Source organism: Lactococcus sp. EKM203L (genome assembly GCF_011800585.1).
GTDB classification, from domain to species: Bacteria; Bacillota; Bacilli; order Lactobacillales; family Streptococcaceae; genus Lactococcus; species Lactococcus lactis.
In genome coordinates, this window is the sequence record NZ_JAALEQ010000003.1 from 72,936 (window position 1) to 92,510 (window position 19,575).

22 protein-coding genes, 1 riboswitch and 1 other annotated feature are annotated in these 19,575 nt (G+C 34.5%); of the genes, 3 read left to right on the plus strand and 19 right to left on the minus strand.

Features of this window, described 5'->3' with window-relative positions:
• Positions 1–29: 29 nt before the first annotated feature.
• Both HFD15_RS06120 and HFD15_RS06125 read right to left on the minus strand, forming a co-directional pair.
• Positions 30–518, minus strand: a complete 489-nt coding sequence (locus HFD15_RS06120) for a GNAT family N-acetyltransferase (RefSeq protein WP_081042659.1) — start codon at positions 516–518, stop codon at positions 30–32.
• A complete protein-coding gene (locus tag HFD15_RS06125) occupies positions 515–1,987 on the minus strand; it encodes a nicotinate phosphoribosyltransferase (protein ID WP_021722509.1) in 1,473 nt (490 codons plus the stop codon). The genes HFD15_RS06120 and HFD15_RS06125 overlap by 4 nt, the downstream gene beginning before the upstream one ends.
• A 539-nt stretch (positions 1,988–2,526) precedes the next feature.
• Here HFD15_RS06125 and HFD15_RS06130 point away from each other — a divergent pair.
• Entirely contained in the window at positions 2,527–3,114 is a 588-nt protein-coding gene (locus tag HFD15_RS06130; RefSeq protein ID WP_047206255.1) for a nicotinate-nucleotide adenylyltransferase, read from the plus strand.
• A 22-nt stretch (positions 3,115–3,136) separates the two neighbouring features.
• On the opposite strand, the gene HFD15_RS06135 is transcribed toward HFD15_RS06130, so the two are convergent.
• From HFD15_RS06135 to HFD15_RS06170, 8 genes are all read right to left on the minus strand, one after another.
• A complete protein-coding gene (locus HFD15_RS06135; protein WP_058208417.1) occupies positions 3,137–4,348 on the minus strand; it encodes a voltage-gated chloride channel family protein in 1,212 nt (403 codons plus the stop codon).
• A gap of 91 nt (positions 4,349–4,439) precedes the next feature.
• A riboswitch (Fluoride riboswitch) is annotated at positions 4,440–4,514 on the minus strand.
• 44 nt (positions 4,515–4,558) lie between these two features.
• The gene (locus tag HFD15_RS06140; RefSeq protein ID WP_004255340.1) at positions 4,559–4,801 is read right to left on the minus strand and encodes a DUF896 domain-containing protein; all 243 of its coding nucleotides are present in this window, start codon (positions 4,799–4,801) and stop codon (positions 4,559–4,561) included.
• A gap of 110 nt (positions 4,802–4,911) precedes the next feature.
• Complete coding sequence (gene glyS, locus HFD15_RS06145; protein WP_058208416.1) at positions 4,912–6,933, minus strand: glycine--tRNA ligase subunit beta; 2,022 nt, start codon at positions 6,931–6,933, stop codon at positions 4,912–4,914.
• Positions 6,933–7,886, minus strand: a complete 954-nt coding sequence (glyQ, locus tag HFD15_RS06150) for a glycine--tRNA ligase subunit alpha (RefSeq protein ID WP_003130667.1) — start codon at positions 7,884–7,886, stop codon at positions 6,933–6,935. Before glyQ ends, glyS begins: the two co-directional genes overlap by 1 nt.
• Before the next feature lie 284 nt (positions 7,887–8,170).
• Entirely contained in the window at positions 8,171–8,917 is a 747-nt protein-coding gene (locus HFD15_RS06155; protein WP_058208415.1) for a bifunctional metallophosphatase/5'-nucleotidase, read from the minus strand.
• Positions 8,918–9,032: 115 nt separating this feature from the next.
• Positions 9,033–10,052 (minus strand): DUF475 domain-containing protein, encoded by a 1,020-nt coding sequence (locus HFD15_RS06160; protein ID WP_058208414.1) that lies wholly within the window; start codon positions 10,050–10,052, stop codon positions 9,033–9,035.
• A gap of 47 nt (positions 10,053–10,099) precedes the next feature.
• Complete coding sequence (locus tag HFD15_RS06165; RefSeq protein ID WP_058208413.1) at positions 10,100–10,597, minus strand: VanZ family protein; 498 nt, start codon at positions 10,595–10,597, stop codon at positions 10,100–10,102.
• Positions 10,598–10,730: 133 nt separating this feature from the next.
• On the minus strand, positions 10,731–11,360 hold the full coding sequence (locus HFD15_RS06170) for a YigZ family protein (protein WP_003130660.1): 630 nt from the start codon (positions 11,358–11,360) through the stop codon (positions 10,731–10,733).
• 56 nt (positions 11,361–11,416) lie between these two features.
• Between HFD15_RS06170 and HFD15_RS06175 the strand changes: the two genes are divergently transcribed.
• Complete coding sequence (locus tag HFD15_RS06175; RefSeq protein WP_058208412.1) at positions 11,417–12,739, plus strand: DEAD/DEAH box helicase; 1,323 nt, start codon at positions 11,417–11,419, stop codon at positions 12,737–12,739.
• A 242-nt stretch (positions 12,740–12,981) separates the two neighbouring features.
• On the plus strand, positions 12,982–13,386 hold the full coding sequence (locus HFD15_RS14260) for a ComF family protein (RefSeq protein ID WP_021722514.1): 405 nt from the start codon (positions 12,982–12,984) through the stop codon (positions 13,384–13,386).
• Between the two features lie 33 nt (positions 13,387–13,419).
• On the opposite strand, the gene HFD15_RS06185 is transcribed toward HFD15_RS14260, so the two are convergent.
• The 9 genes from HFD15_RS06185 to rplU form a co-directional block, all read right to left on the minus strand.
• On the minus strand, positions 13,420–13,998 hold the full coding sequence (locus HFD15_RS06185; RefSeq protein ID WP_003130655.1) for a nucleotidyltransferase family protein: 579 nt from the start codon (positions 13,996–13,998) through the stop codon (positions 13,420–13,422).
• A gap of 13 nt (positions 13,999–14,011) precedes the next feature.
• Complete coding sequence (locus HFD15_RS06190; protein WP_003130653.1) at positions 14,012–14,467, minus strand: diacylglycerol kinase family protein; 456 nt, start codon at positions 14,465–14,467, stop codon at positions 14,012–14,014.
• A complete protein-coding gene (ybeY, locus tag HFD15_RS06195; protein WP_003130652.1) occupies positions 14,451–14,939 on the minus strand; it encodes an rRNA maturation RNase YbeY in 489 nt (162 codons plus the stop codon). Before ybeY ends, HFD15_RS06190 begins: the two co-directional genes overlap by 17 nt.
• A 144-nt stretch (positions 14,940–15,083) precedes the next feature.
• Positions 15,084–15,569, minus strand: a complete 486-nt coding sequence (locus HFD15_RS06200; RefSeq protein WP_058208410.1) for an NUDIX hydrolase — start codon at positions 15,567–15,569, stop codon at positions 15,084–15,086.
• Positions 15,570–15,626: 57 nt separating this feature from the next.
• A complete protein-coding gene (locus HFD15_RS06205; protein ID WP_003130649.1) occupies positions 15,627–16,595 on the minus strand; it encodes a PhoH family protein in 969 nt (322 codons plus the stop codon).
• A gap of 101 nt (positions 16,596–16,696) precedes the next feature.
• Entirely contained in the window at positions 16,697–18,229 is a 1,533-nt protein-coding gene (locus HFD15_RS06210) for an Nramp family divalent metal transporter (protein ID WP_058208409.1), read from the minus strand.
• A 276-nt stretch (positions 18,230–18,505) separates the two neighbouring features.
• A complete protein-coding gene (gene rpmA, locus HFD15_RS06215) occupies positions 18,506–18,790 on the minus strand; it encodes a 50S ribosomal protein L27 (protein WP_003130646.1) in 285 nt (94 codons plus the stop codon).
• A gap of 1 nt (position 18,791) precedes the next feature.
• Entirely contained in the window at positions 18,792–19,127 is a 336-nt protein-coding gene (locus tag HFD15_RS06220; protein WP_012897702.1) for a ribosomal-processing cysteine protease Prp, read from the minus strand.
• Between the two features lie 2 nt (positions 19,128–19,129).
• Positions 19,130–19,444 carry a 50S ribosomal protein L21 gene (rplU, locus tag HFD15_RS06225; protein ID WP_003130644.1) on the minus strand — a complete coding sequence of 105 codons (315 nt, stop codon included), beginning with the start codon at positions 19,442–19,444 and terminating at the stop codon, positions 19,130–19,132.
• A 39-nt stretch (positions 19,445–19,483) separates the two neighbouring features.
• Positions 19,484–19,557 (minus strand) — a sequence feature (ribosomal protein L21 leader region).
• Positions 19,558–19,575 lie beyond the last annotated feature (18 nt).

The following is a 19,575-nucleotide window of genomic DNA, read 5'->3' on the forward strand; positions in this document are numbered from 1 at the left end:
TTTACTGACAGCTCTGTCATTAACTATTTTTAATCTAAAATTTTACTCATATAGAATTCATCAATGTATTTTCCATCAACACACATTGACTCACGGCGAACGCCTTCTATTGTGAATCCATGTTTTTGAAAAAGGGCAATCGCAGCATAGTTATTAATCATTACCGTTAATTCTAAGCGTTTTACTGCTTTTTCTTTTGCCCATCTTTCTAATTCCTCAAAAAGTTGAGAACCAATTCCTTGGTGTTGAAATTCTTCAATAATTCCTACAACAACATAGGCCGTATTTCTAATTCGATTAGCGTTTCCTCTTTTGGCTGACAGAAATCCAACAAATTTTCCATCAACATCAGCACCAACTAAAAAATCAAAACGTGAAATTCGACCAATTGTTCGGCTAAAATCAAATCTTCGCTCCTCTGGTTCAAGCATCATGAACTTACTTTCTGTATCCAATTGCTTTTGGACATCCCAGAAAAGTCTTGCATCACAGAGGTCTATTCGTCTTATTCTCATCATTCATCATCCAATCTCGTCATTGATACTGTTGTACGCACCTGTGAAATTAGGCGCATTTTATGATTCCATAATTCTTGTGACAAATCTACTGGATAAGGTTGAGGATTCAAATCACGTTTATATTCATCCCAAAGTTCCTCAAGGTTTTCACGAGCAAATTCTTTAATTTCTTGCAAGCTTGGCAATTCATAAATCAATTCGCCGTCCACAAAAATATCTTTCAAAAGTGGATTGGCATTGAAGTCTCGCACATTTTTATTGATGTAGGTATAAAGCGGGTGGAACATGTAAATTTCTTCTGCTACATCTGGGCGTTCATCAGAAAATGTAATATAATCCCCCTCTGATTTGCCATCTGCTTTTTTGGTGATTCGCCAAACTTGTTTTTTACCTGGTGTAGAAACTTTTTCAGCATTACTTGAAAGTTTAATGGTATCCTGCATTTGACCACTTTCATCTTCCATAGATACTAATTTATAAACTGCACCAAGCGCTGGCTGATCATAAGCCGTAATTAATTTAGTTCCAACTCCCCAAACATCAATTTTTGCTTTTTGCATTTTTAAACTTAAAATTGTGTTTTCATCTAAATCATTTGAAGCGTAGATTTTTGCATCAGTAAATCCTGCTTCATCAAGTTGCTGACGAACTTTTTTCGAGATATAGGCCATATCTCCAGAATCAATTCGTACACCTTGGAAATTAATTTTATCGCCAAATTCACGCGCCACTTTAATCGCTGAAGGAACTCCAACTCTTAAAGTATCATAAGTATCCACAAGGAAGACACAATCTTTATGTGTCTGTGCGTATGCTTTAAAAGCCTCATAATCATTTCCATAAGATTGAACCAAAGCATGAGCATGTGTTCCACTAGCCTTCAAACCAAAGATTTTAGCTGCACGAACGTTTGATGTCGCATCAGCACCACCAATAATTGCTGCTCGTGTTCCCCAAATGGCTGCATCCATTTCTTGAGCGCGTCTTGTCCCAAATTCCAACAAAGGGTCATCCCCAATTACAGATTTGATACGAGCAGCTTTAGTAGCAATCAAAGTTTGGAAATTTATAATATTAAGAATAGCTGTTTCGACCAACTGACATTCCGCAAGCGAACCTTCAACTTGCACTAAAGGTTCGTTAGCAAAAGCAAGTTGTCCTTCTTGCATCGCTCTAACTGTTCCTGTAAAACGCAATTCTTTTAAATAATTTAGAAAATCTTCTGGATAATCTAATTCGCGCAAATAGGCAATATCTGTTTCCGAGAATTTAAGATTCTTTAAATAATCAACCATTCTTTCTAAACCAGCAAAAACAGCATAACCATTTTTAAAGGGCATCTCACGGAAAAAAACCTCAAAGACCGCCTGACGCTGATGTCGTCCAAGCTCAAAGTAAGTTTGCATCATATTAATTTGATATAAGTCCGTATGTAATGTAAGACTGTCGTCTTGATATAGATGTGGCATAATTTTTTCTCCCATATTCACTTCCGCTAATCATACCGATTTTAACGCAATTCTAATCTTTATTTTATCAAATTTTGCCCTAAATTTGTACTGGGAACCCTTTATAATTATACAATAAATTATAATTTAAATTTCGCCATGTATTTTATATAAAACTAGTCAATTTTTTGCTCCACTTATGTTTTTTGTACTACAATAGAAGTAATGGAGAAAGGAGAGGATTATGATTAGTTATCTAAAGAAACTACTTAAACAAAATGATAGTGTAAAAATCCACTTAATAGACGGAAGTGTCGTCTCTGCCTTACATTTCAAGAAAGGTTACAGCAACGGAAATTGCCTTGTAATTGATGAGGATAACACCGAGCATTATATTAACAGTAGATACATTGTCCAAATCGAATCTTAAATTAAAGAACTCCCTTGAGGAGTTTTTCTTTAGTCTTATAGATTGCGATGAGCTATGGTACAATATAAATTGACTGATTCAAAATATTGGTAGATTAAATAATTTCAAAAATTAAGGAGAAAGCCCCCTTATGGATAAAGGGAACAGAAAAAAAGTAGGTCTATTAGGAGGAAATTTTAATCCAATTCATCATGCTCATTTAATGATGGCTGACCAAGTTGCCCAACAAATGAATTTGGATAAGGTATTACTAATGCCTGAAAATATTCCACCTCATGTCGATGAAAAAGAAACCATTTCTGCAAAACATCGAGTTAAAATGCTTGAGTTAGCAATCAAAGAAAATCCTAGACTCGGTCTTGAGTTGATTGAAATTGAACGTGGTGGAAAATCTTACAGTTATGACACGCTCAAACTCCTGACTGAAGCTAATCCCGATACCGATTATTATTTCATTATTGGTAGCGACATGGTGGAATATCTTCCCAAATGGTACAAAATTGATGAACTCCTAAAACTTGTGACATTCATTGCCTTAAGAAGAACGGATACAATCTCCAAAAGTCCTTATCCTGTTACTTGGCTTGATGCTCCCTTGTTACCAATTTCTAGTACAATGCTAAGGGAAATGTTTGCCAAAAATATTGAACCCACTTACTTCTTACCTCAAAGCGTTATTGATTACATTAAAACTGAAAAATTATATAAAAAAAGATGACCCAGATAGGTCATCTTTTTATTTAAACTTCCAAATTTAGAACTTCTTGCGCATAGATGGATGAATTTCCATTCAAAACGTAGGCAATTGTCATAATTGGTAGGATATATTGAACCGAACCAAAGCCAAAGACCTCCGCAGCAATAAAAATTGGCCCAAAATAAGAGTTTGTTGCGGCTGAAAAAATTGAAACATAACCCGCAGCAGCCACAAATTCGACAGGTAAACCAAAGAGCATAGCCAAAGCTGCACCCAATGTTGAACCAATAGCAAAGAGTGGTGTGACTTCCCCACCTTGGAATCCAGCAGAAATTGATAAAACCGTAAAGATTAATTTTAATATCCAATCATATCCATTGATATGTCCACTATTAAAACTTAAAGAAATCAAATTTGTCCCAAGACCAGCATAACGGTCCAAATGAATAACAAGTAAACCAATTGAGATGACAATTCCCATCAAAATAATTCTATAATAAGGATTAACAATTCTTTTAGCGACGGTTGCTTTCATAAAAGCTAAAGATTCCGCAAAAAATCTTCCTACAAGTCCAAAACAAACGGCAATGACAGCCAATTTTAAAAGAACCAAAGGGTCAATATGAATGTTAGTATTGATTGCGAAAGAAAATTTTTCTAATCCCAAACTGCTTGAAGTCCAACTTGCAACATATGAACCAACCAAAGCTGGGATTAAAGCTCTATACTCAATTTTACCCAACATTAAAATTTCAATAGCAAAGAAACTTGCCGCGATTGGCGTTTGAAAGAGCCCTGCAAAACCAGCAGCCATACCAGTAATCAAAAGTATTTTTTTAGCTTCTTTTGCTGAGAGTTTTTTACCAATCGCATGTCCAATCACACCACCAATTTGAACTGCAACTCCTTCACGACCAACACTGGCACCAAACAAATGAGAAAGCCAAGTCGAGAAAACAATCAGCGGAACAAGACGTTTTGGAATATCTTCTCGCCCATGATTCCCCGCTTCAAAAATTAGGCCCATTCCTTTTTGGCTGTCTTTACCAAAATTCTTATAAATATAAACGATTAAGAGACCGGCTAAGGTTAAAAATGGAATTAAATATAGGGCATGACTGTCTCTAAATTCAGTAATATAGATAAGCCCTCGACCAAATATAGCATCAACAATACCAATTAAGCTCCCAATAATTACAGCTAAGAAGACATATAAAATTGCGCTTCTTGAAATTCCTACTTTAAAAAAATTCATTTTTGAAACTCCTTGTTTGTGAGTTTAACTCACTTTATAATATTTTACAAAACAAAAGGCGCTACAAACAAGACTACTTGGAGATAGCCTTTTGTTTGTAGGCGCCATTAGTTTTAAGATTTTATTCTTAAAGCGGTTTCGGGTGTGCACCATACCCATCATTTATTAATATTTATTTTAACATTTTATGAAATATTTGCAAGAAAAAGCTCAGTCGCGCATCCCATTCTTACGTTGAATTTCTTTAAGTTTATCCGGAGTAACATCTTCTCCTGTTTTTTCATCAATAACTTTGATGGTTTCAACTTGTGAGCGGAAATTTGCTTTAACACTATCGAGATAAGCACGACGTAAAAGGGCTTGTTCTTCAAGCTCAGCTTCTGATAATCCTTCTGCTTTCTTCTTACGCGCTAATTCATTAATACGTTCTACTTGTTCATTTGTAATTGCCATTTCTTAGTTCCTTTCTTCATGAATATTGTTAAAATTACTGACAGAACTCAAATTTTACTGACAGCTTTTTAGAGTCATAAATAAACTTTCTGTCAGTAAATCTATCAATTTTATTTTGTATTAATCAAAGAAAAATCAGCCATAACACTTGTTAATGCAACAACTTCTGACAACAACGCAATACGATTATCACGAACTGATAAATCTTCAGCCATTACCATTACACTTTCAAAGAAAGTTTCAATTGCAGGTGCAAGTGAATGAACAATTGCTCTGAATTTTTCTTCACCAGGCATATAAGTCCATTGATTTTGAAGAGAAATAACAACGTTATAAAGAGCTTCTTCTGCATCTTCTTCAAAAAGTGTTGGATTTATTTCTTTAATATCTTTTGCTTTTTTAACCAAATTAATTGAACGCGAAACATTTTCAATTGCTGGTTTAAAAGGTTCGTGAAGTTTGTGCCCATCAATGACAAAAGCCGATTCCATCATGTTTGTAATATCAAAGCTTGAACTATTAATTGCCGCTTCAACAATATCATGACGATCGAGTTTTTCAAGCAAGAGTTTTTGAATACGTGCTTTGACGAAATCCAAAATTTCAAGATGATTTTCACCTTCAAATTGGTCGATAAATAAAGATAAATCGAAATGCCAATTCATTTTTTCAATAATACGAATCAAGCCTTGTACTGCTCGACGTAGAGCATAAGGGTCATTTGAACCAGAAGGAATTAAACCAACATTAAAGAAAGAGAGGACTGAATCAATTTTGTCAGCTGCTGCAAGCACAGAACCAACTTTTGTTTCAGGCAATTCTCCCTCGGCTGAAGTTGGCATATAATGTTCACGAATTGCTGCAGAAACATTTGCATTTTCACCAGCTAAAAGCGCATATTTTTCACCCATTACCCCTTGTAATTCATCAAATTCTCCAACCATTCCTGTCAAAAGGTCAAATTTATAAATTTCAGCACTACGAGCAACGTCTCTTTTTTCTTCATCTGTCAAACCAGCAATATCAGCTAACTTAGCGGCTATTTCTTTTGTTCGCGCCATGTGTTCAGTAATTGAACCAATTTTAGCATGGAAAGTTACTTTAGCAAGTTTAGCGACCAAATCTTCAATTTTAAGTTTTTGATCTTCTTTCCAGAAAAACTCTGCATCTTCAAGACGAGCAACCAAAACTTTTTCATTTCCAAGCACTACATTTTCAATATTTTCAGCGTTCCCATTACGGACAGAGATAAAGTTTGGTGCGAGTTGACCTTCTTGGTTATAAACTTCAAAATAACGTTGATTATCACGCATTGATGTCACTAAAACTTCTGCTGGAACAGAAAGATATTTAGGATCAAATGAACCAACAAAGGCAGTTGGATATTCAACAATATTATTTACTTCTTCTAATAAATCTTTATGCAAAGTAACTTGCCATTTATTTTCAGACGCAAGAGCCAAAATTTGAGCTGAAATTTCTGCTTTACGATGTTCAGCATCAACTAAAACAAAGTTTTCTGGCATTTTGCTAGCATAATCATTTGCATTTTTGAGTTCAACCTCAACATTTGCCAAGAAACGATGGCCTCGTGAAAAACGATTTGCTGTTACGTCCAATAAATCAAAAGCAACAACTTTATCTTCTAGAAGTGAAACAATCCATTGAATTGGACGAACAAAGAGAAAATCATTATTTCCCCATTTCATATAAGTTGAGAATGTCATTTTTGCGATGACTTCATCGCCAACTTTAGACAGAATTTCTTCTGCTTTTACTCCGTCAATATGTTTTTTAGCATAATAATAATCACCCTTAAGTATTAAATCATCTGGAGTAGCTCCTTGTCCTCTTGAGAAACCTTGAATCGCTTTTGACCAATTCCCTTGCGCATCTTTAGCAATTTTAGCAGATGGGCCTTTAACTTCTTCATCAATCGCTTCTGACGCTTCTGCCAAACCTTCAACAATAATTGCTAAACGACGTGGAGTTGAAAATTTAATAATTTTATCAAATTCTAAACGATTTTCTTTAAGAAAAGTTTCCATTCTTTCGACTAATTGATTGATTGAAGGAGTCACCAAATGTGCTGGAATTTCTTCCAAACCAATTTCAAGTAAGTAATTTGTCATTATTTTTCTTCTCCTTCTACAATCTTAGTATATTTTCCTTTTTTACCAAGGTATTTTTCACGCAAAGCTTCATCTTTTAAGAGCGGGAAACCAAGTTTTGCACGTTCTTCAATAAAAGTTTTTGCTACCTTACGTGCCATTGTACGAACTCTATGCATATAGCCTGCACGCTCAGTTACAGAAACTGCTCCACGTGCATCAAGTAAATTGAAGGTATGCGAAGATTTCAAAATATAATCATAAGCTGGGTGAACCAAGCCTTTATCTAATAAATCAAGCGCTTCTTGTTCATATTCTCCAAAAAGTTTAAGTAAAAGCTCTTGGTTTGATTCTTCAAAGGCAAATTTAGAATGTTCGTATTCAGGTTCTTTGAAAATATCACCGTAAGCTACGCCATTCCCCCATTCAAGGTCATAAACAGAATCAACCTCTTGAATAACTGTCGCAATACGTTCCAAACCATAAGTGATTTCTGAAGTTACGGAATCAACTTCAATTCCTCCGACTTGTTGGAAATAAGTAAATTGAGTACATTCTTGCCCATCAATCCAAACTTCCCATCCAATACCGGCACATCCCATTGAAGGATTTTCCCAGTTATCTTCAACAAAGCGGATATCATGCTCTAAAGCATCAATTCCAAGTTCAGCTAAACTTTGAAGATAAAGTTCTTGGATATTTTTTGGAGATGGTTTTAATACAACTTGGAATTGGTGGTGTTGGAACAACCGATTTGGGTTTTCACCATAACGACCGTCAGCAGGACGACGTGAAGGTTGCACATAGGCGGCTCCCCAAGGTTCAGGTCCGTTTGAACGCAAGAAAGTGTAAGGGCTCATTGTTCCTGCTCCTACTTCATTATCATAAGCTTGCATCAAGTTTGCCCCTTGTTTAGACCAAAAGCCTTGTAGGGTCAAGATAATATCTTGAAATGCTAGTTTTTTATTTGCCATTATTTTCCTCCGAAATTCAAAAAACCGCAATTCACACACTCATCAATCCTCGAAAAAATCCGAAAAGAGACAAAGGGTGCAAATGCACGGTTCCACCTTTATTTTTTACTTTATTTGTGTTCATTACAGTTTTAAGTTAAGCCATTATTGTTCTCGAACTTTCACTATCTTCGAGTCGCTACCTATAAATTCTAGCTCTATTTTCCCATTTTGTCAAGGCAAAATAAACTGATGACCTTACTTCTGTCTTATTTGGTATCAATTTTCTGGTTTATCTATCATATTCAAACATAATTATTTTCTTGAATAAAAAGTAAATTGCCTTCGTCATCAATATTGATTTCAGATTCTATAAGAGAATAGTTATCAGTTTCAGATTGAATAATGAGTGTATTTCCGCATTTTTCAACTTTTTTTCCTGATGTCCCTACGGGTTTATCGATAATAATATCAATTTCTAAAAATTGTTGAGCTAACATTTGGTTCATTTCTTCTCCAAGTTGACTTAATAAAATAATAACATCAACTCCAAGGTTCTTTAATCTTTTAACTATAAAATCTGCCTTATCAAAAGGGTTAGAAAAGATAGTCTCCGCACTCGGATGTGAGCGATAAACAATATCCATTGTTGTCAAACCAAATATTCCTATTTTCTTACCTGATGTTGTATTTTTAAGGAGATAAGGAATAAATTTTCCTTCTTTTACTAAAGGATTTAAAAGTTTATCATCTTCAAAATTAACATTAGCGGCTAAGATTGGAAAATTTATTTTATTTAGATTTTCCACTATTCCTTTTGAACCCTCATCAAATTGATGACTTCCCAATGTCGTCGCATCAAAAGGAAAGGTATTCAGGAGGTCTTGCTCATCATTTTTGTGCTCAATGTTATTAAAAATGCTATTTCCATCTCCTAAAACTAAAGTTTCTATGACTCTTTTTTTATTTTCTTCTTTGATTTTATTAATTAAAGAAAAAACCTTATCAAGGGTGAGATGAGTATTATTTATATGTAAAATGCTAAGTTTCATTATCACAACCAAACCTATATATAGTATTTAATATCTATATTTTATCATAAAAAACACAATATATTGTGTTTTAAACTTTTTTTCTAAAAATAAAAAGATGACTTCCGTCATCTTTTTAATGATTTCGATTATAAATCACACTCGAAATAAAGGAAAGAATAATAAATACAGCTCCTAGAAGTCCTGTAACAACCTCACCAATCTCCCATTTGATACTTGCTAAAATTAAAAATGCAAGCGTGAGAATGGCCCAATGTGCTCCGTGTTCAAGATATACAAGGTCATTCAATGTTCCTTTTTGAACAAGATAAAGCGTAAGACTTCTTACAAACATCGCTCCAATCACACCTAATCCTAAAAGAATAATAATCGGGTCTGCTGTAATTGCAAAGGCACCTATTACCCCATCAAAACTAAATGAAGCATCTATTACTTCCAAATATAAGAATAGAGCAAGTCCAGCCTTACCAGTCGCAACCACACTACTTGTTGTGTTTGCAGCTTTGCTATGACTCATCGTTTCTCCAAAACCGTCAACAAGCATGAAAATTAGGATTCCTAAAATTCCAGCAAATAAAACAGTGTGAGCATCTTTAGCAATAAATTCCGATGTGATTAAAAGCAAAATAATGGAAATAATTGCATTTGCTGCCGGAAAATTTCCAATTTTTTGAAGGATTTTCTCTGGTATTTTAAGCCAAGTATGTGCCCGTTCATCAAAGAAAAATCCTAAGGCTAGCATCAATAGAAACATTCCACCGAAAGCTGCGATTTGTGGATGAGCATGGTGCAAAATATAACCATAGGTTCCTACTGTATTGGGATTTCCCTTTTCTAAAGCTAATTTTAAAGCACTGATAGGGTCAATTTGGGCTGACACTCCAACAATCAAGAGTGGAAAAATCAAACGCATTCCAAGAACGGCAATCAAAACTCCTAAGGTTAAGAAAACTTTTTGCCATGCAGAACTCATTCGTTCGAGAATACGTGCATTCACAATAGCGTTATCCATAGATAAGGAAATTTCTAGAACAGCAAGAATAAGCGTAATAAAAAGTCCATTCCACCCGGCATAAACAAATGCGATAATTAGGGCAATTAAACTAACAATAAATGAGCCTCTGAATATTTTCATAGGTCTCCTCTTCTAAAATAATCTTCTCATCTATTCTAACATACTTTTTACACTCTCACTGTGCCTAGAACTATGCTTTGCCTGATAAAGATTATCGTAAAAATGAGCAAAATCGTAAAAGAAATTGTCAAAATAAGGTCGACTTTTGCTTTTGAAAAGACTTTTATGAGTAAATAATAGAAACTTATTCCAAGTAAGGCTCCAAGTGAGTTAGTGATGAGGTCGGTAATATCCGTTGCACCAATGGCAAGAAGATATTGTAGACTTTCAAATGAAAAACTTAATAAAATGGAAATTGCCAATTTATTTAAAAAGGAGATTTTTGGTGCATTCATAGTCAATAAAATACCAAAAGGAATAAAAGCTAGAATATTAAATAAAACCTCGCGACGACCGCCGGACATGGCTAAAGGTGTCAGATTAAGACTTCTTGTATTCGTCATTTCAAGAAAAGCAAGTGGATGAAAAGAAAGTTTAAATAATACCAGCCAAATCAGTCCTAATATATAAATGAAAAATAAAAGCTGTGCTAATTTTTTTGTCATTTTTCTCCTTTCTTAAGAAAATAGGTTTTCGATTGTTGTTCTTTTAGTATTTTAACTGATTTAACTTAAACAGAAACCTTTATCAGTTATGATATAAATAAAAAGGGAATTCTCCCTTTTTAAAATCAATATTTTATGACAGGAATTCAACTTCTACTTGTTGACTGTCCCCTTTTTTCATGATTATTTTTCCATTAAAAGTTTCTGTCAGTAAATTCATGACTTCGTCAACCTTTTCTTCGTCAATAAAACATTTTACTTTGATATCCGACAAAAACTCACTATCCGAAATTTTGATTTTTTGGTCAATTAAAAAGCGCTGTAAGCTGTCATAGAGGCTGTAATCAAGATTTAAAATAAGCTCACGTTGATTGATAAATTCAACTAAACCAACAGCTTCGATGGCATGATTTACACTGCCCGCATAAGCACGAATTAAACCACCAGCACCTAATTTTATTCCACCAAAATACCGAGTAACAACGGCACAAACATTGATTATTTCTTTTTTCTTTAAAATTTCAAGCATCGGAACACCAGCAGTCCCTGACGGCTCTCCATCATCACTTGTTCGTTGAATTTCTTGACGGTCACCTAATGTATAGGCCGAGCAGTTATGATTGGCTTTCCAGTGTTCTTTTTTGATTTTCGCAATAAAATCACGCGCTTCTTCTTCAGATGAAATTCTTTTCAAATGGCAAATAAATCGTGATTTTTTGATTTCCTCTTCATTGATAAAATCAGTTTTTATAGTGATAGTCATGCTACTGATTTTAACAAATTTTGTTACATTTTAACAGCATTTTCGTATAGAATAGTATGAGCACTAATCAAGAAAAGTTATTTGGCCGTTTATTATTAAAAAATGATATTTTACAACTTATAAAAAGTACTGACAAGATTTCTGTCAGTAAAATTTTTAGTAATTTTTTGTTAGAAGCGAAGGTGAATCCAATTTTGGGAATGACTTCAATTTCTTCCAATAAAATAAAATGTAACCGTTGTGGGACTGTTCATATAAAAAATTCTGTCAAACTTCCAATTGGTGTATTTTACTGTCCAAGTTGTATTCAATTAGGTCGAGTCCGCTCCGATGAATTCTTGTACTTTCTGCCACAAAAGAATTTCCCAAAGAAATCATATATAAACTGGTCGGGAAAACTGACAGAGAATCAAAAATCAATTTCAAATGCCCTCTGTCAGGAAATTAATTCTCATCAGCAAATAATTGTCCAAGCTGTGACTGGAGCTGGAAAAACTGAAATGATTTATCAAGTCATTGAGCAAATTTTAGAAAGCGGTGGAGTGGTTGGTCTAGCTAGTCCAAGAATTGATGTTTGTCTTGAACTTCATCAGCGATTATCACGTGATTTTTCCTGTAAGATTCCACTCTTATATCATGATGGCGACAGCTATTTCCGAGCTCCATTAATAATAATGACCAGTCATCAGCTTTTACGTTTCAAGGAAGCTTTTGATTTGCTGATTATTGATGAAGTTGATGCCTTTCCCTTTAGAGATAATAAAATGCTTTATTTTGCGGCAGAAAAAGCAAGAAAAATAGAAGGAAATTTAATATATTTGACCGCAACTTCTACTGACAAACTTGAAAAAGATATAAAAAAGCAAAAACTCTATCCTTTGTTTCTCCCGCGTCGTTTTCACAATTTTCCTTTAGTCGTGCCTAAATTTTTTTGGAAAAATAAATTTGATAAGAAATTAATTGAGCAAAGAAATAGTGGCTTTCCTCTTCTTATTTTTGCTGCTGAAATTGAATTTGGACAAGAATTTGCAAAACAACTACAATTGAAATTTCCTAAAGAAAAAATTGCTTCCGTTGCTTCAACAACAAAAGATAGATTGGAAATTGTTAAAGCTTTTAGAAATAAAGAAATTACTATTTTAATAGCGACTTCAATTCTTGAACGGGGAGTCACTTTTCCAAATGTTGATGTTTTTGTCATCAACAGTGAGCACCCAAACTTCACTAAATCCGCACTGATACAAATGGCTGGACGTGTGGGTCGTAGTCCTGAACGTCCAACAGGCTTAGTTAGTTTTTTTCATTACGGAAAATCCAAAGCAATGTGTCAGGCAGTTAGAGAAATCAAAAAAATGAACCAACTGGGAGGTTTTTCATGATAAAGTGTTTGCTTTGTTCAAGAAATATTGCTCAAAACTTTCTATTTAGTGAACTTTTCCTACTCAAAAGTCCTCAAAATCTTTTATGTTCTAAATGTCAAAAAAATTTTGAAAAGATCCCTGAAGCTCACTGTCCTCGCTGCTGTAAGCCAAATGTCCATGAGATCTGTACTGATTGTCAAAATTGGGAAAAAAGAGGATACAAAATCAGACATCAGGCAATTTTTCACTACAATCAAGCAATGAAAGATTATTTTAGCCAGTATAAATTTGTTGGAGATTATCGATTATACCAAATTTTTGAGCCCTATTTTAAAAGTATTTCCCCAAAATCTCCTTTGGTTCCAATTCCTATTTCACCAAAAAGATTAGAGGAACGTGGTTTCAATCAAGTGACTGCTTTTCTTCAACAAGATAATTTTATTGAACTTCTTGAAAAAGAGAATTCGGTCAAACAATCTAGCCTTAATCGAAAAGAACGATTGGAAAGTCCAAATCCTTTTCGATTAAAAAAAGGGCTAAAAGTCCCTACAAAAGTTATATTAATTGACGATATTTATACAACAGGTACCACCTTATATCACGCATCACAAATTCTAAAAGAAGCTGGTGTTCATGAAATAAGGAGCTTTTCTCTCTGCCGTTAATCATTAAATCAAATAAAAAAGCCTTTCAGCTTTTTATAAATTCTTTATTTCATCTGACCATTCAATAATCTTTAAATTACTAAATCTTTCTTGCCACCTAGCAACCTTATTTTCATAAAGTATTCGATTATTATCGACATGATAAATTGGCCGAATTGTTTTAGTAAAAATATCTTCTAAGCCGTAGGGAGCAAAAATTTCAATATTGCTTGAATTACCACTTATGCCTACAGCATGAACCGTAGCAATCCAACGCTCAATCGCATTTTCTGTGTTTTTATACGGTACTTTATTTCCATTATGCCAAAGATGCATGTATGCTTCATTATGAATATCAAATTGATAGGGAAATTTTTCAGATAAAACTTTTTCTAACTTTTTATCATTTTTAGCAGAGCTGTCAGCAGAAATCTCTTTATCAAAGTACACAATATCAATATCGTGAATTCCTGTCATTAAATTATTTCCGTCAGAATAATTCCAAACCGTTTGAAAGACACTTCCTGCGGCTAGATAATAATTAGGCAAATTTAAAACAGAAACTTCATCCAAAATGAACATCAATTCGGAGTTCTTTTTCAATATTTTTAGAAAATCATTTTTTCTATCCATTTCCGCTTATCCTCTAAAAGAAAAGATGCCAAATTTTAGGTAAAAATACAATCAGACCAACAATCAATGCAAATCCCGAAATAACTAAAACTGCCCCAGCTGCCATATCTTTGGCTCGTTTTGCACGCATATAAAATTGGTAATCTGATGCTAAATCCACCACATTTTCGATAGCAGAATTAAAAAGTTCTGCCATAAAAACTAGAAAAATTGACAACAACAAAAAGAGCCATTCAAATTCTGAAATTTGAAAAACGAGACCAAAAACAATGGCTAAAAAGGCTGCCAAAGCATGTTTACGCATGTTACGTTCTTCTTTAAAAGCTGTCCAAATTCCAGACAGTGCAAAGTCTAAACTCGAAAGCAAATTAGGATTTTTCCAACGGGCCCTATCCTCTTGAACAGGTCTTTTACCATTATTAAAATCCTTTTTCTTAAAGAGTTTTACATCTTTATCTTGTGAGTCCATAGGCAGTTAAAATCTCCTCTTGCAAACCAAACATTTCTGACTCTTCTTCTGGTGTGTAGTGGTCATAACCATTGATATGCAAAAAGCCATGAACAGCTAACCAACCATATTCACGTTCAATCGAGTGACCATAATCAGCAGCCTGTTCAGCAGCCTTGTCTATTGAAATAAACAATTCACCAATAAATGGATCCATTTCTTCCAACAATTCCTCTGGTAATTCCATATCTTCATCAAAGAAAAATTCTGATTCATCAGGTTTATATTCTAATGAGATAACATCGGTTGGTCGGTCAGTTTCGCGATATTGCAAATTCAACTCATGTGAACGAGCATTATCAACAAAAGTTACTGACATTTCTGTTGATTCTTTCAAGTTCAGTTTTTTAGCAGCAAAAGCTAAAACTTCTTTGGTTTGTTCAATAATCTCACTTGGCACTTGGCCTGTTTCATCAACTAATTCTACGTACATTTTTTTCCTTATTTAATTACTGACAATAATTCATAAAATAGCCCTAAGTAGCTCAATATTCTAGCTATTTCTATTATTCTGTCAGTAAATTTTAATGACAGACAGAACTGTCAGAGAATTTCTCATTCAATCTGTCACTTACAATCAACAATTACTTTCTGTCAGCCTTTTTTGCAACATTTCCTTACAAAAGGACAAAATGGGACCTCTTGTGGCAATTAATATATCTTCTGGCAGATTATCAAAGGCAAACCATTGACAGTCAAGAACCTCTGATTCTTCTAAAAGAATCTCTCCAGAAAAATCATTACAAGTAAAAACAGTATCAACAATATGAACTTCATCCCCATTTGGATAGAAAAAGTGTTGTTCTGTCCCAGAAGCTACAGTATACAATTTTATTTTTCCAGCTTTTAAGCCAACTTCTTCATAGAGTTCACGTTTCGCTGCTTCTTCAACCTTTTCATTCGGTTCAACTGACCCACCATGATAACACCATTTCCCATTATCTGCCCGTTTTTGAAGTAAAATTCCTCGATTTTCATCATAAATAATCAAGCTTGCACATGCAATTACCATTGGGACATGCCCAATTTTTTTGCGCAAATCCATGACATAACCTTCGGCCATTATTGTTTCCTTCTTATCTAGAAATTTGATCAATCTGACATTAACAAAAGTCCCAAACTATTCATCACCATAGGCTTTGATAATTTCAGCAACAACTGGATGTCGAACGACATCTTTTGCCATGAAATAAACAAAATCAATTGATTTCACATGGCTTAATTTATCTTTGGCATCAATCAAACCTGATTTTACTTTATTAGGTAAGTCAATTTGTGAAATATCTCCATTAACAATCATTTTAGAATTAAAACCAAGCCGAGTCAAAAACATTTTCATCTGCATCGTTGTTGTATTCTGTGCTTCATCCAAAATGACGAAGGCATCATCAAGCGTACGACCACGCATGTAAGCAAGCGGAGCAATTTCAATAATTCCTCGTTCCATCATTCGCTCAGTTGCCGTCTTTCCTAAAATTTGGAAAAGGGCATCATAAACTGGTCGTAAATAAGGATCAACCTTTTCTTGCAAATCACCTGGTAAGAACCCAAGACTTTCACCAGCTTCTACAGCTGGTCTTGTCAAAATAATTCGTTTCACCTGACCATTACGTAATGCTTGAACAGCCATCACAACAGCTAAAAACGTTTTCCCTGTTCCAGCTGGTCCAATTCCGAAAACAATATCATGATGTTTGACAGAATCAACATAAGTTTTTTGAATCAGATTTTTTAGTCGAATTGACTTGCCAGCTGCATCTTTCGTCAGTTCAACTTCATAAAGTGCAGTGAAATTTTCAATATCATCATTTAAAACCATTTTTATTGCAATAATGACATCTGACGCATGAACTGGAACTCCTCGCCCTACTAGTACCTGCAGAGCTTGGAGGGCTTTACGAGCTCGCTCTCTTGTCAATTCATCCTCAGAAACGATTTGAACCGTTTCGCCACGATAATTAATCTCAACCCCTAGTTGAGATTCAACTAACTTCAAATATTTATCTTGTACCCCAAAAAGCAGACTTGCATCTTCTGGATTTTCTAGTTTAAATTCAATTGAATTTTTAGTCAAATACACAATCTCCATCAATCATTTTCTTACATTATAGCACATTTCATATTTTAATTTAAATCACACCTTACTGAATATAAAGAAAAACTCTATTTTAAAATAGAGTTAAATCAATTTTAGTAAGCCATCATTTTTTTATTTCCTCGATAAAGTTCTACGATTGTCCAAATTAATAAAAAGAGAACTCCCAAAATAAGAAAAACAGAAATAAGATGAGATAGTCCAAGATTATGAGGTATAAAGTTGGCAATTTGATCTGGCAAACCAATCAAATTAAGATAGGTCAAAGCAATAACTGAAAACCAACCCAAACATTTAATAATCAAATTATTTTTAAAATCACCCATCTCCTTTTTACTATTAGTCAACATCAACAAAGGAATGATTGAAAAAGGTAGAGCAAAGGCTAGAAAAACTTGAGAATTATTCATCAAATTATTAATTGCTTCATGCTGTGCTTTCAAAGTTTGTCCTTTTGTCATAGAAACACATATCAAAACCGGAACAACTGAGAGTAAACGTGTTACTAATCTTCTGGCCCACATTGGCATTCTCATATGGATAAAACCTTCCATAATAACTTGACCAGTTAAAGTCCCTGTAATAGTAGAATTCTGTCCTGAAGCAAGAAGAGCTACGGCAAACAAAGTGGATAAAGCTCCTGTTTTTGCTGCATCGGCAAGCAGTCCATTGCTTAAAACAGTTGGATTAGAGAGGGCATCATATAAACCAAAGAATGATGGATCATCAATCACGCCCGTTTTGAATACGGCAACTCCCATGATTAACAAGAGGGAATTCACAACAAAAGCCACTGTCAATTGAATATTAGAATCCCATGTTGAAAATCTCACCGCTCTAGCAACATCTGCTTTATCCTGATGATTGATTTTTCGGCTTTGTGAAATAGAAGAATGGAGATACAAATTATGAGGCATAACTGTAGCACCAATAATCCCTAAGGCCCCTGTTAAAGGAGACATCCCTGCCACTGTTGGTGAAGAGGCAAACGTCCGGCTATTGGGGATAAATCCCTCAATAATTCCTTTCCAATCTGGATTTGATAAAGCGACTTGATAAGCAAAAATGACCAAAATGACTAAAATCAAACAGATAACAAGGGCTTCAATTTTTCTAAAACCTACTCTCGTCAATAACAAAAGCAAAAAGACATCAAGAACGGTAATAAAAACCGCTAAGATTAATGGGATATTAAATAAAAGATAAAGAGCGATAGCAGCACCAATTACTTCTGCAATATCCGTTGCCATTATGGCAAGCTCAGTTAATATCCATAAAACAATTCCTAGAGATTTACTTGTTCTTGCTCTTATAGCTTGAGCCAAATCCATTTGACTGACAATACCCAATTTTGCCGACATATATTGAAGAAGCATTGCAATTAAACTTGACATCAGAATGACTGAAATCAGTAAGTATTGAAAGTTTTGTCCGCCAGTTATTGAGGTTGACCAATTTCCTGGGTCCATATAACCAACTGCAACTAAGGCACCCGGTCCTGAGTAAGTTAGCAACATTTTGAAAAAGCCAACATTTTTAGGTACTTCTACTGTCCCATTTATTTCCTCTAAGGATTTTCCATTCGTATGATAAATCAATCGATGACGTTGATGTTCTTTATCATTCATTATTTCTCCTAGCTCTAAGTTGAATAAAATTCAACAACCATTATGTTAAGTATATTTTTATAGTAATTAAAATAAATCAATTATCGATTTAAGAAATTATCAAACTTTTTAATCTATAACTGATAATAAAAATATTATAGCACCACCTTATCTTTTTTTCAAATATCTTAGCATATCTTTATAAATATATTTAAAAAGATAAAAAAAAGCCCTCAAGAGGACTTTATTCATTAATATATAATAAAAAAAACCTGTCAAAGACAGGTTTCAAAATTCTTATTTAGCCACTACTGGATAAACTGATACGTGTTTTTTACCACGTTTCATTTCGAATTTAACAGTTCCTTCGATTTTAGCGAAGAGAGTATCGTCGCCACCACGGCCAACGTTAGTACCTGGATGGATATGTGTACCACGTTGACGGAAAAGGATTGAACCGCCGCTTACAAGTTCACCGTCAGATGCTTTAGCACCGAGACGTTTAGCTTGTGAGTCACGTCCATTGGAAGTAGAACCCCCACCTTTTTTGTGGGCGAAGAGTTGCAGATTAAGTTCAAGCATGTTATTGCCCTCCATTTTCAAATTTAAGTGTAATGTACTGACCATAGCTTTTCTCAACTGCTTTCATCGAATTTGCAAAAGCTTCGAGCAAAGTTTGAGCCAATACGCCTTGTTTTTCAGGTATGCTCAAAGGAATTTCAACATACAAGTAACCATCTTCCATCTGAGTCACAGGTTTAATGCGAGCCATCTCGTAGATATTATTTGCAGTTGTAATTGATAGAACGCTGACCGCCGCACAAACCACATCGTGTCCATACTCGCCAGATTCAGCATGTCCTGAGATTTCATAAGAAACAATTTTGTCTCTTTTTGTCCTGATACAAGCTTCAATCATAATTAAGCGTTAACTGATTTGATAACAACTTTAGTGTATGGTTGACGGTGACCTTGTTTACGGTGTGAGTGTTTTTTAGGTTTGTATTGGAAAGTAACAACTTTCTTTTGCTTACCATGTTTTTCGACTTCACCAACAACAGTTGCGCCTTCAACGAGTGGTGCACCAACTTTAGTTGTTTCGCCTCCGACAAAGATAACTTCGTCGAAAGTAACGGTTTGACCAGCTTCAACATTGAGTTTTTCAACGTAGATTACTGAACCTTCTTCAACTTTAACTTGTTTACCACCAGTTTTGATGATTGCATAGTTTGACATTGTGATTCCTCCTTGTTAGATTTCATCGCTTTTAAGTCAAGCGACTGTTAGACTCGCCTTTGTTCGTGGGCGTATGCCACTTAATACGAAACTTCGTGCGGTTGCACTTTATGAGACTTCACAAAGACAAC

What these genes read in the sequence shown, in the direction of transcription:
- HFD15_RS06190 (WP_003130653.1), bottom strand. Translation starts at nt 14,467, where the DNA reads ATGGACTCACAAGATAAAGATGTAAAACTCTTTAAGAAAAAGGATTTT.
- ybeY (WP_003130652.1), bottom strand. Translation starts at nt 14,939, where the DNA reads ATGTACGTAGAATTAGTTGATGAAACAGGCCAAGTGCCAAGTGAGATT.
- HFD15_RS14260 (WP_021722514.1), top strand. Translation starts at nt 12,982, where the DNA reads ATGAAAGATTATTTTAGCCAGTATAAATTTGTTGGAGATTATCGATTA.
- glyS (WP_058208416.1), bottom strand. Translation starts at nt 6,933, where the DNA reads ATGACAAATTACTTACTTGAAATTGGTTTGGAAGAAATTCCAGCACAT.
- rpmA (WP_003130646.1), bottom strand. Translation starts at nt 18,790, where the DNA reads ATGCTTGAACTTAATCTGCAACTCTTCGCCCACAAAAAAGGTGGGGGT.
- HFD15_RS06200 (WP_058208410.1), bottom strand. Translation starts at nt 15,569, where the DNA reads ATGGCCGAAGGTTATGTCATGGATTTGCGCAAAAAAATTGGGCATGTC.
- HFD15_RS06165 (WP_058208413.1), bottom strand. Translation starts at nt 10,597, where the DNA reads ATGACAAAAAAATTAGCACAGCTTTTATTTTTCATTTATATATTAGGA.
- HFD15_RS06170 (WP_003130660.1), bottom strand. Translation starts at nt 11,360, where the DNA reads ATGACTATCACTATAAAAACTGATTTTATCAATGAAGAGGAAATCAAA.
- HFD15_RS06135 (WP_058208417.1), bottom strand. Translation starts at nt 4,348, where the DNA reads ATGAATTTTTTTAAAGTAGGAATTTCAAGAAGCGCAATTTTATATGTC.
- HFD15_RS06175 (WP_058208412.1), top strand. Translation starts at nt 11,417, where the DNA reads ATGAGCACTAATCAAGAAAAGTTATTTGGCCGTTTATTATTAAAAAAT.
- HFD15_RS06210 (WP_058208409.1), bottom strand. Translation starts at nt 18,229, where the DNA reads ATGAATGATAAAGAACATCAACGTCATCGATTGATTTATCATACGAAT.
- rplU (WP_003130644.1), bottom strand. Translation starts at nt 19,444, where the DNA reads ATGTCAAACTATGCAATCATCAAAACTGGTGGTAAACAAGTTAAAGTT.
- HFD15_RS06140 (WP_004255340.1), bottom strand. Translation starts at nt 4,801, where the DNA reads ATGGCAATTACAAATGAACAAGTAGAACGTATTAATGAATTAGCGCGT.
- HFD15_RS06125 (WP_021722509.1), bottom strand. Translation starts at nt 1,987, where the DNA reads ATGCCACATCTATATCAAGACGACAGTCTTACATTACATACGGACTTA.
- HFD15_RS06205 (WP_003130649.1), bottom strand. Translation starts at nt 16,595, where the DNA reads ATGGAGATTGTGTATTTGACTAAAAATTCAATTGAATTTAAACTAGAA.
- HFD15_RS06220 (WP_012897702.1), bottom strand. Translation starts at nt 19,127, where the DNA reads ATGATTGAAGCTTGTATCAGGACAAAAAGAGACAAAATTGTTTCTTAT.
- glyQ (WP_003130667.1), bottom strand. Translation starts at nt 7,886, where the DNA reads ATGGCAAATAAAAAACTAGCATTTCAAGATATTATCTTGACCCTACAA.
- HFD15_RS06185 (WP_003130655.1), bottom strand. Translation starts at nt 13,998, where the DNA reads ATGGATAGAAAAAATGATTTTCTAAAAATATTGAAAAAGAACTCCGAA.
- HFD15_RS06120 (WP_081042659.1), bottom strand. Translation starts at nt 518, where the DNA reads ATGATGAGAATAAGACGAATAGACCTCTGTGATGCAAGACTTTTCTGG.
- HFD15_RS06130 (WP_047206255.1), top strand. Translation starts at nt 2,527, where the DNA reads ATGGATAAAGGGAACAGAAAAAAAGTAGGTCTATTAGGAGGAAATTTT.
- HFD15_RS06155 (WP_058208415.1), bottom strand. Translation starts at nt 8,917, where the DNA reads ATGAAACTTAGCATTTTACATATAAATAATACTCATCTCACCCTTGAT.
- HFD15_RS06160 (WP_058208414.1), bottom strand. Translation starts at nt 10,052, where the DNA reads ATGAAAATATTCAGAGGCTCATTTATTGTTAGTTTAATTGCCCTAATT.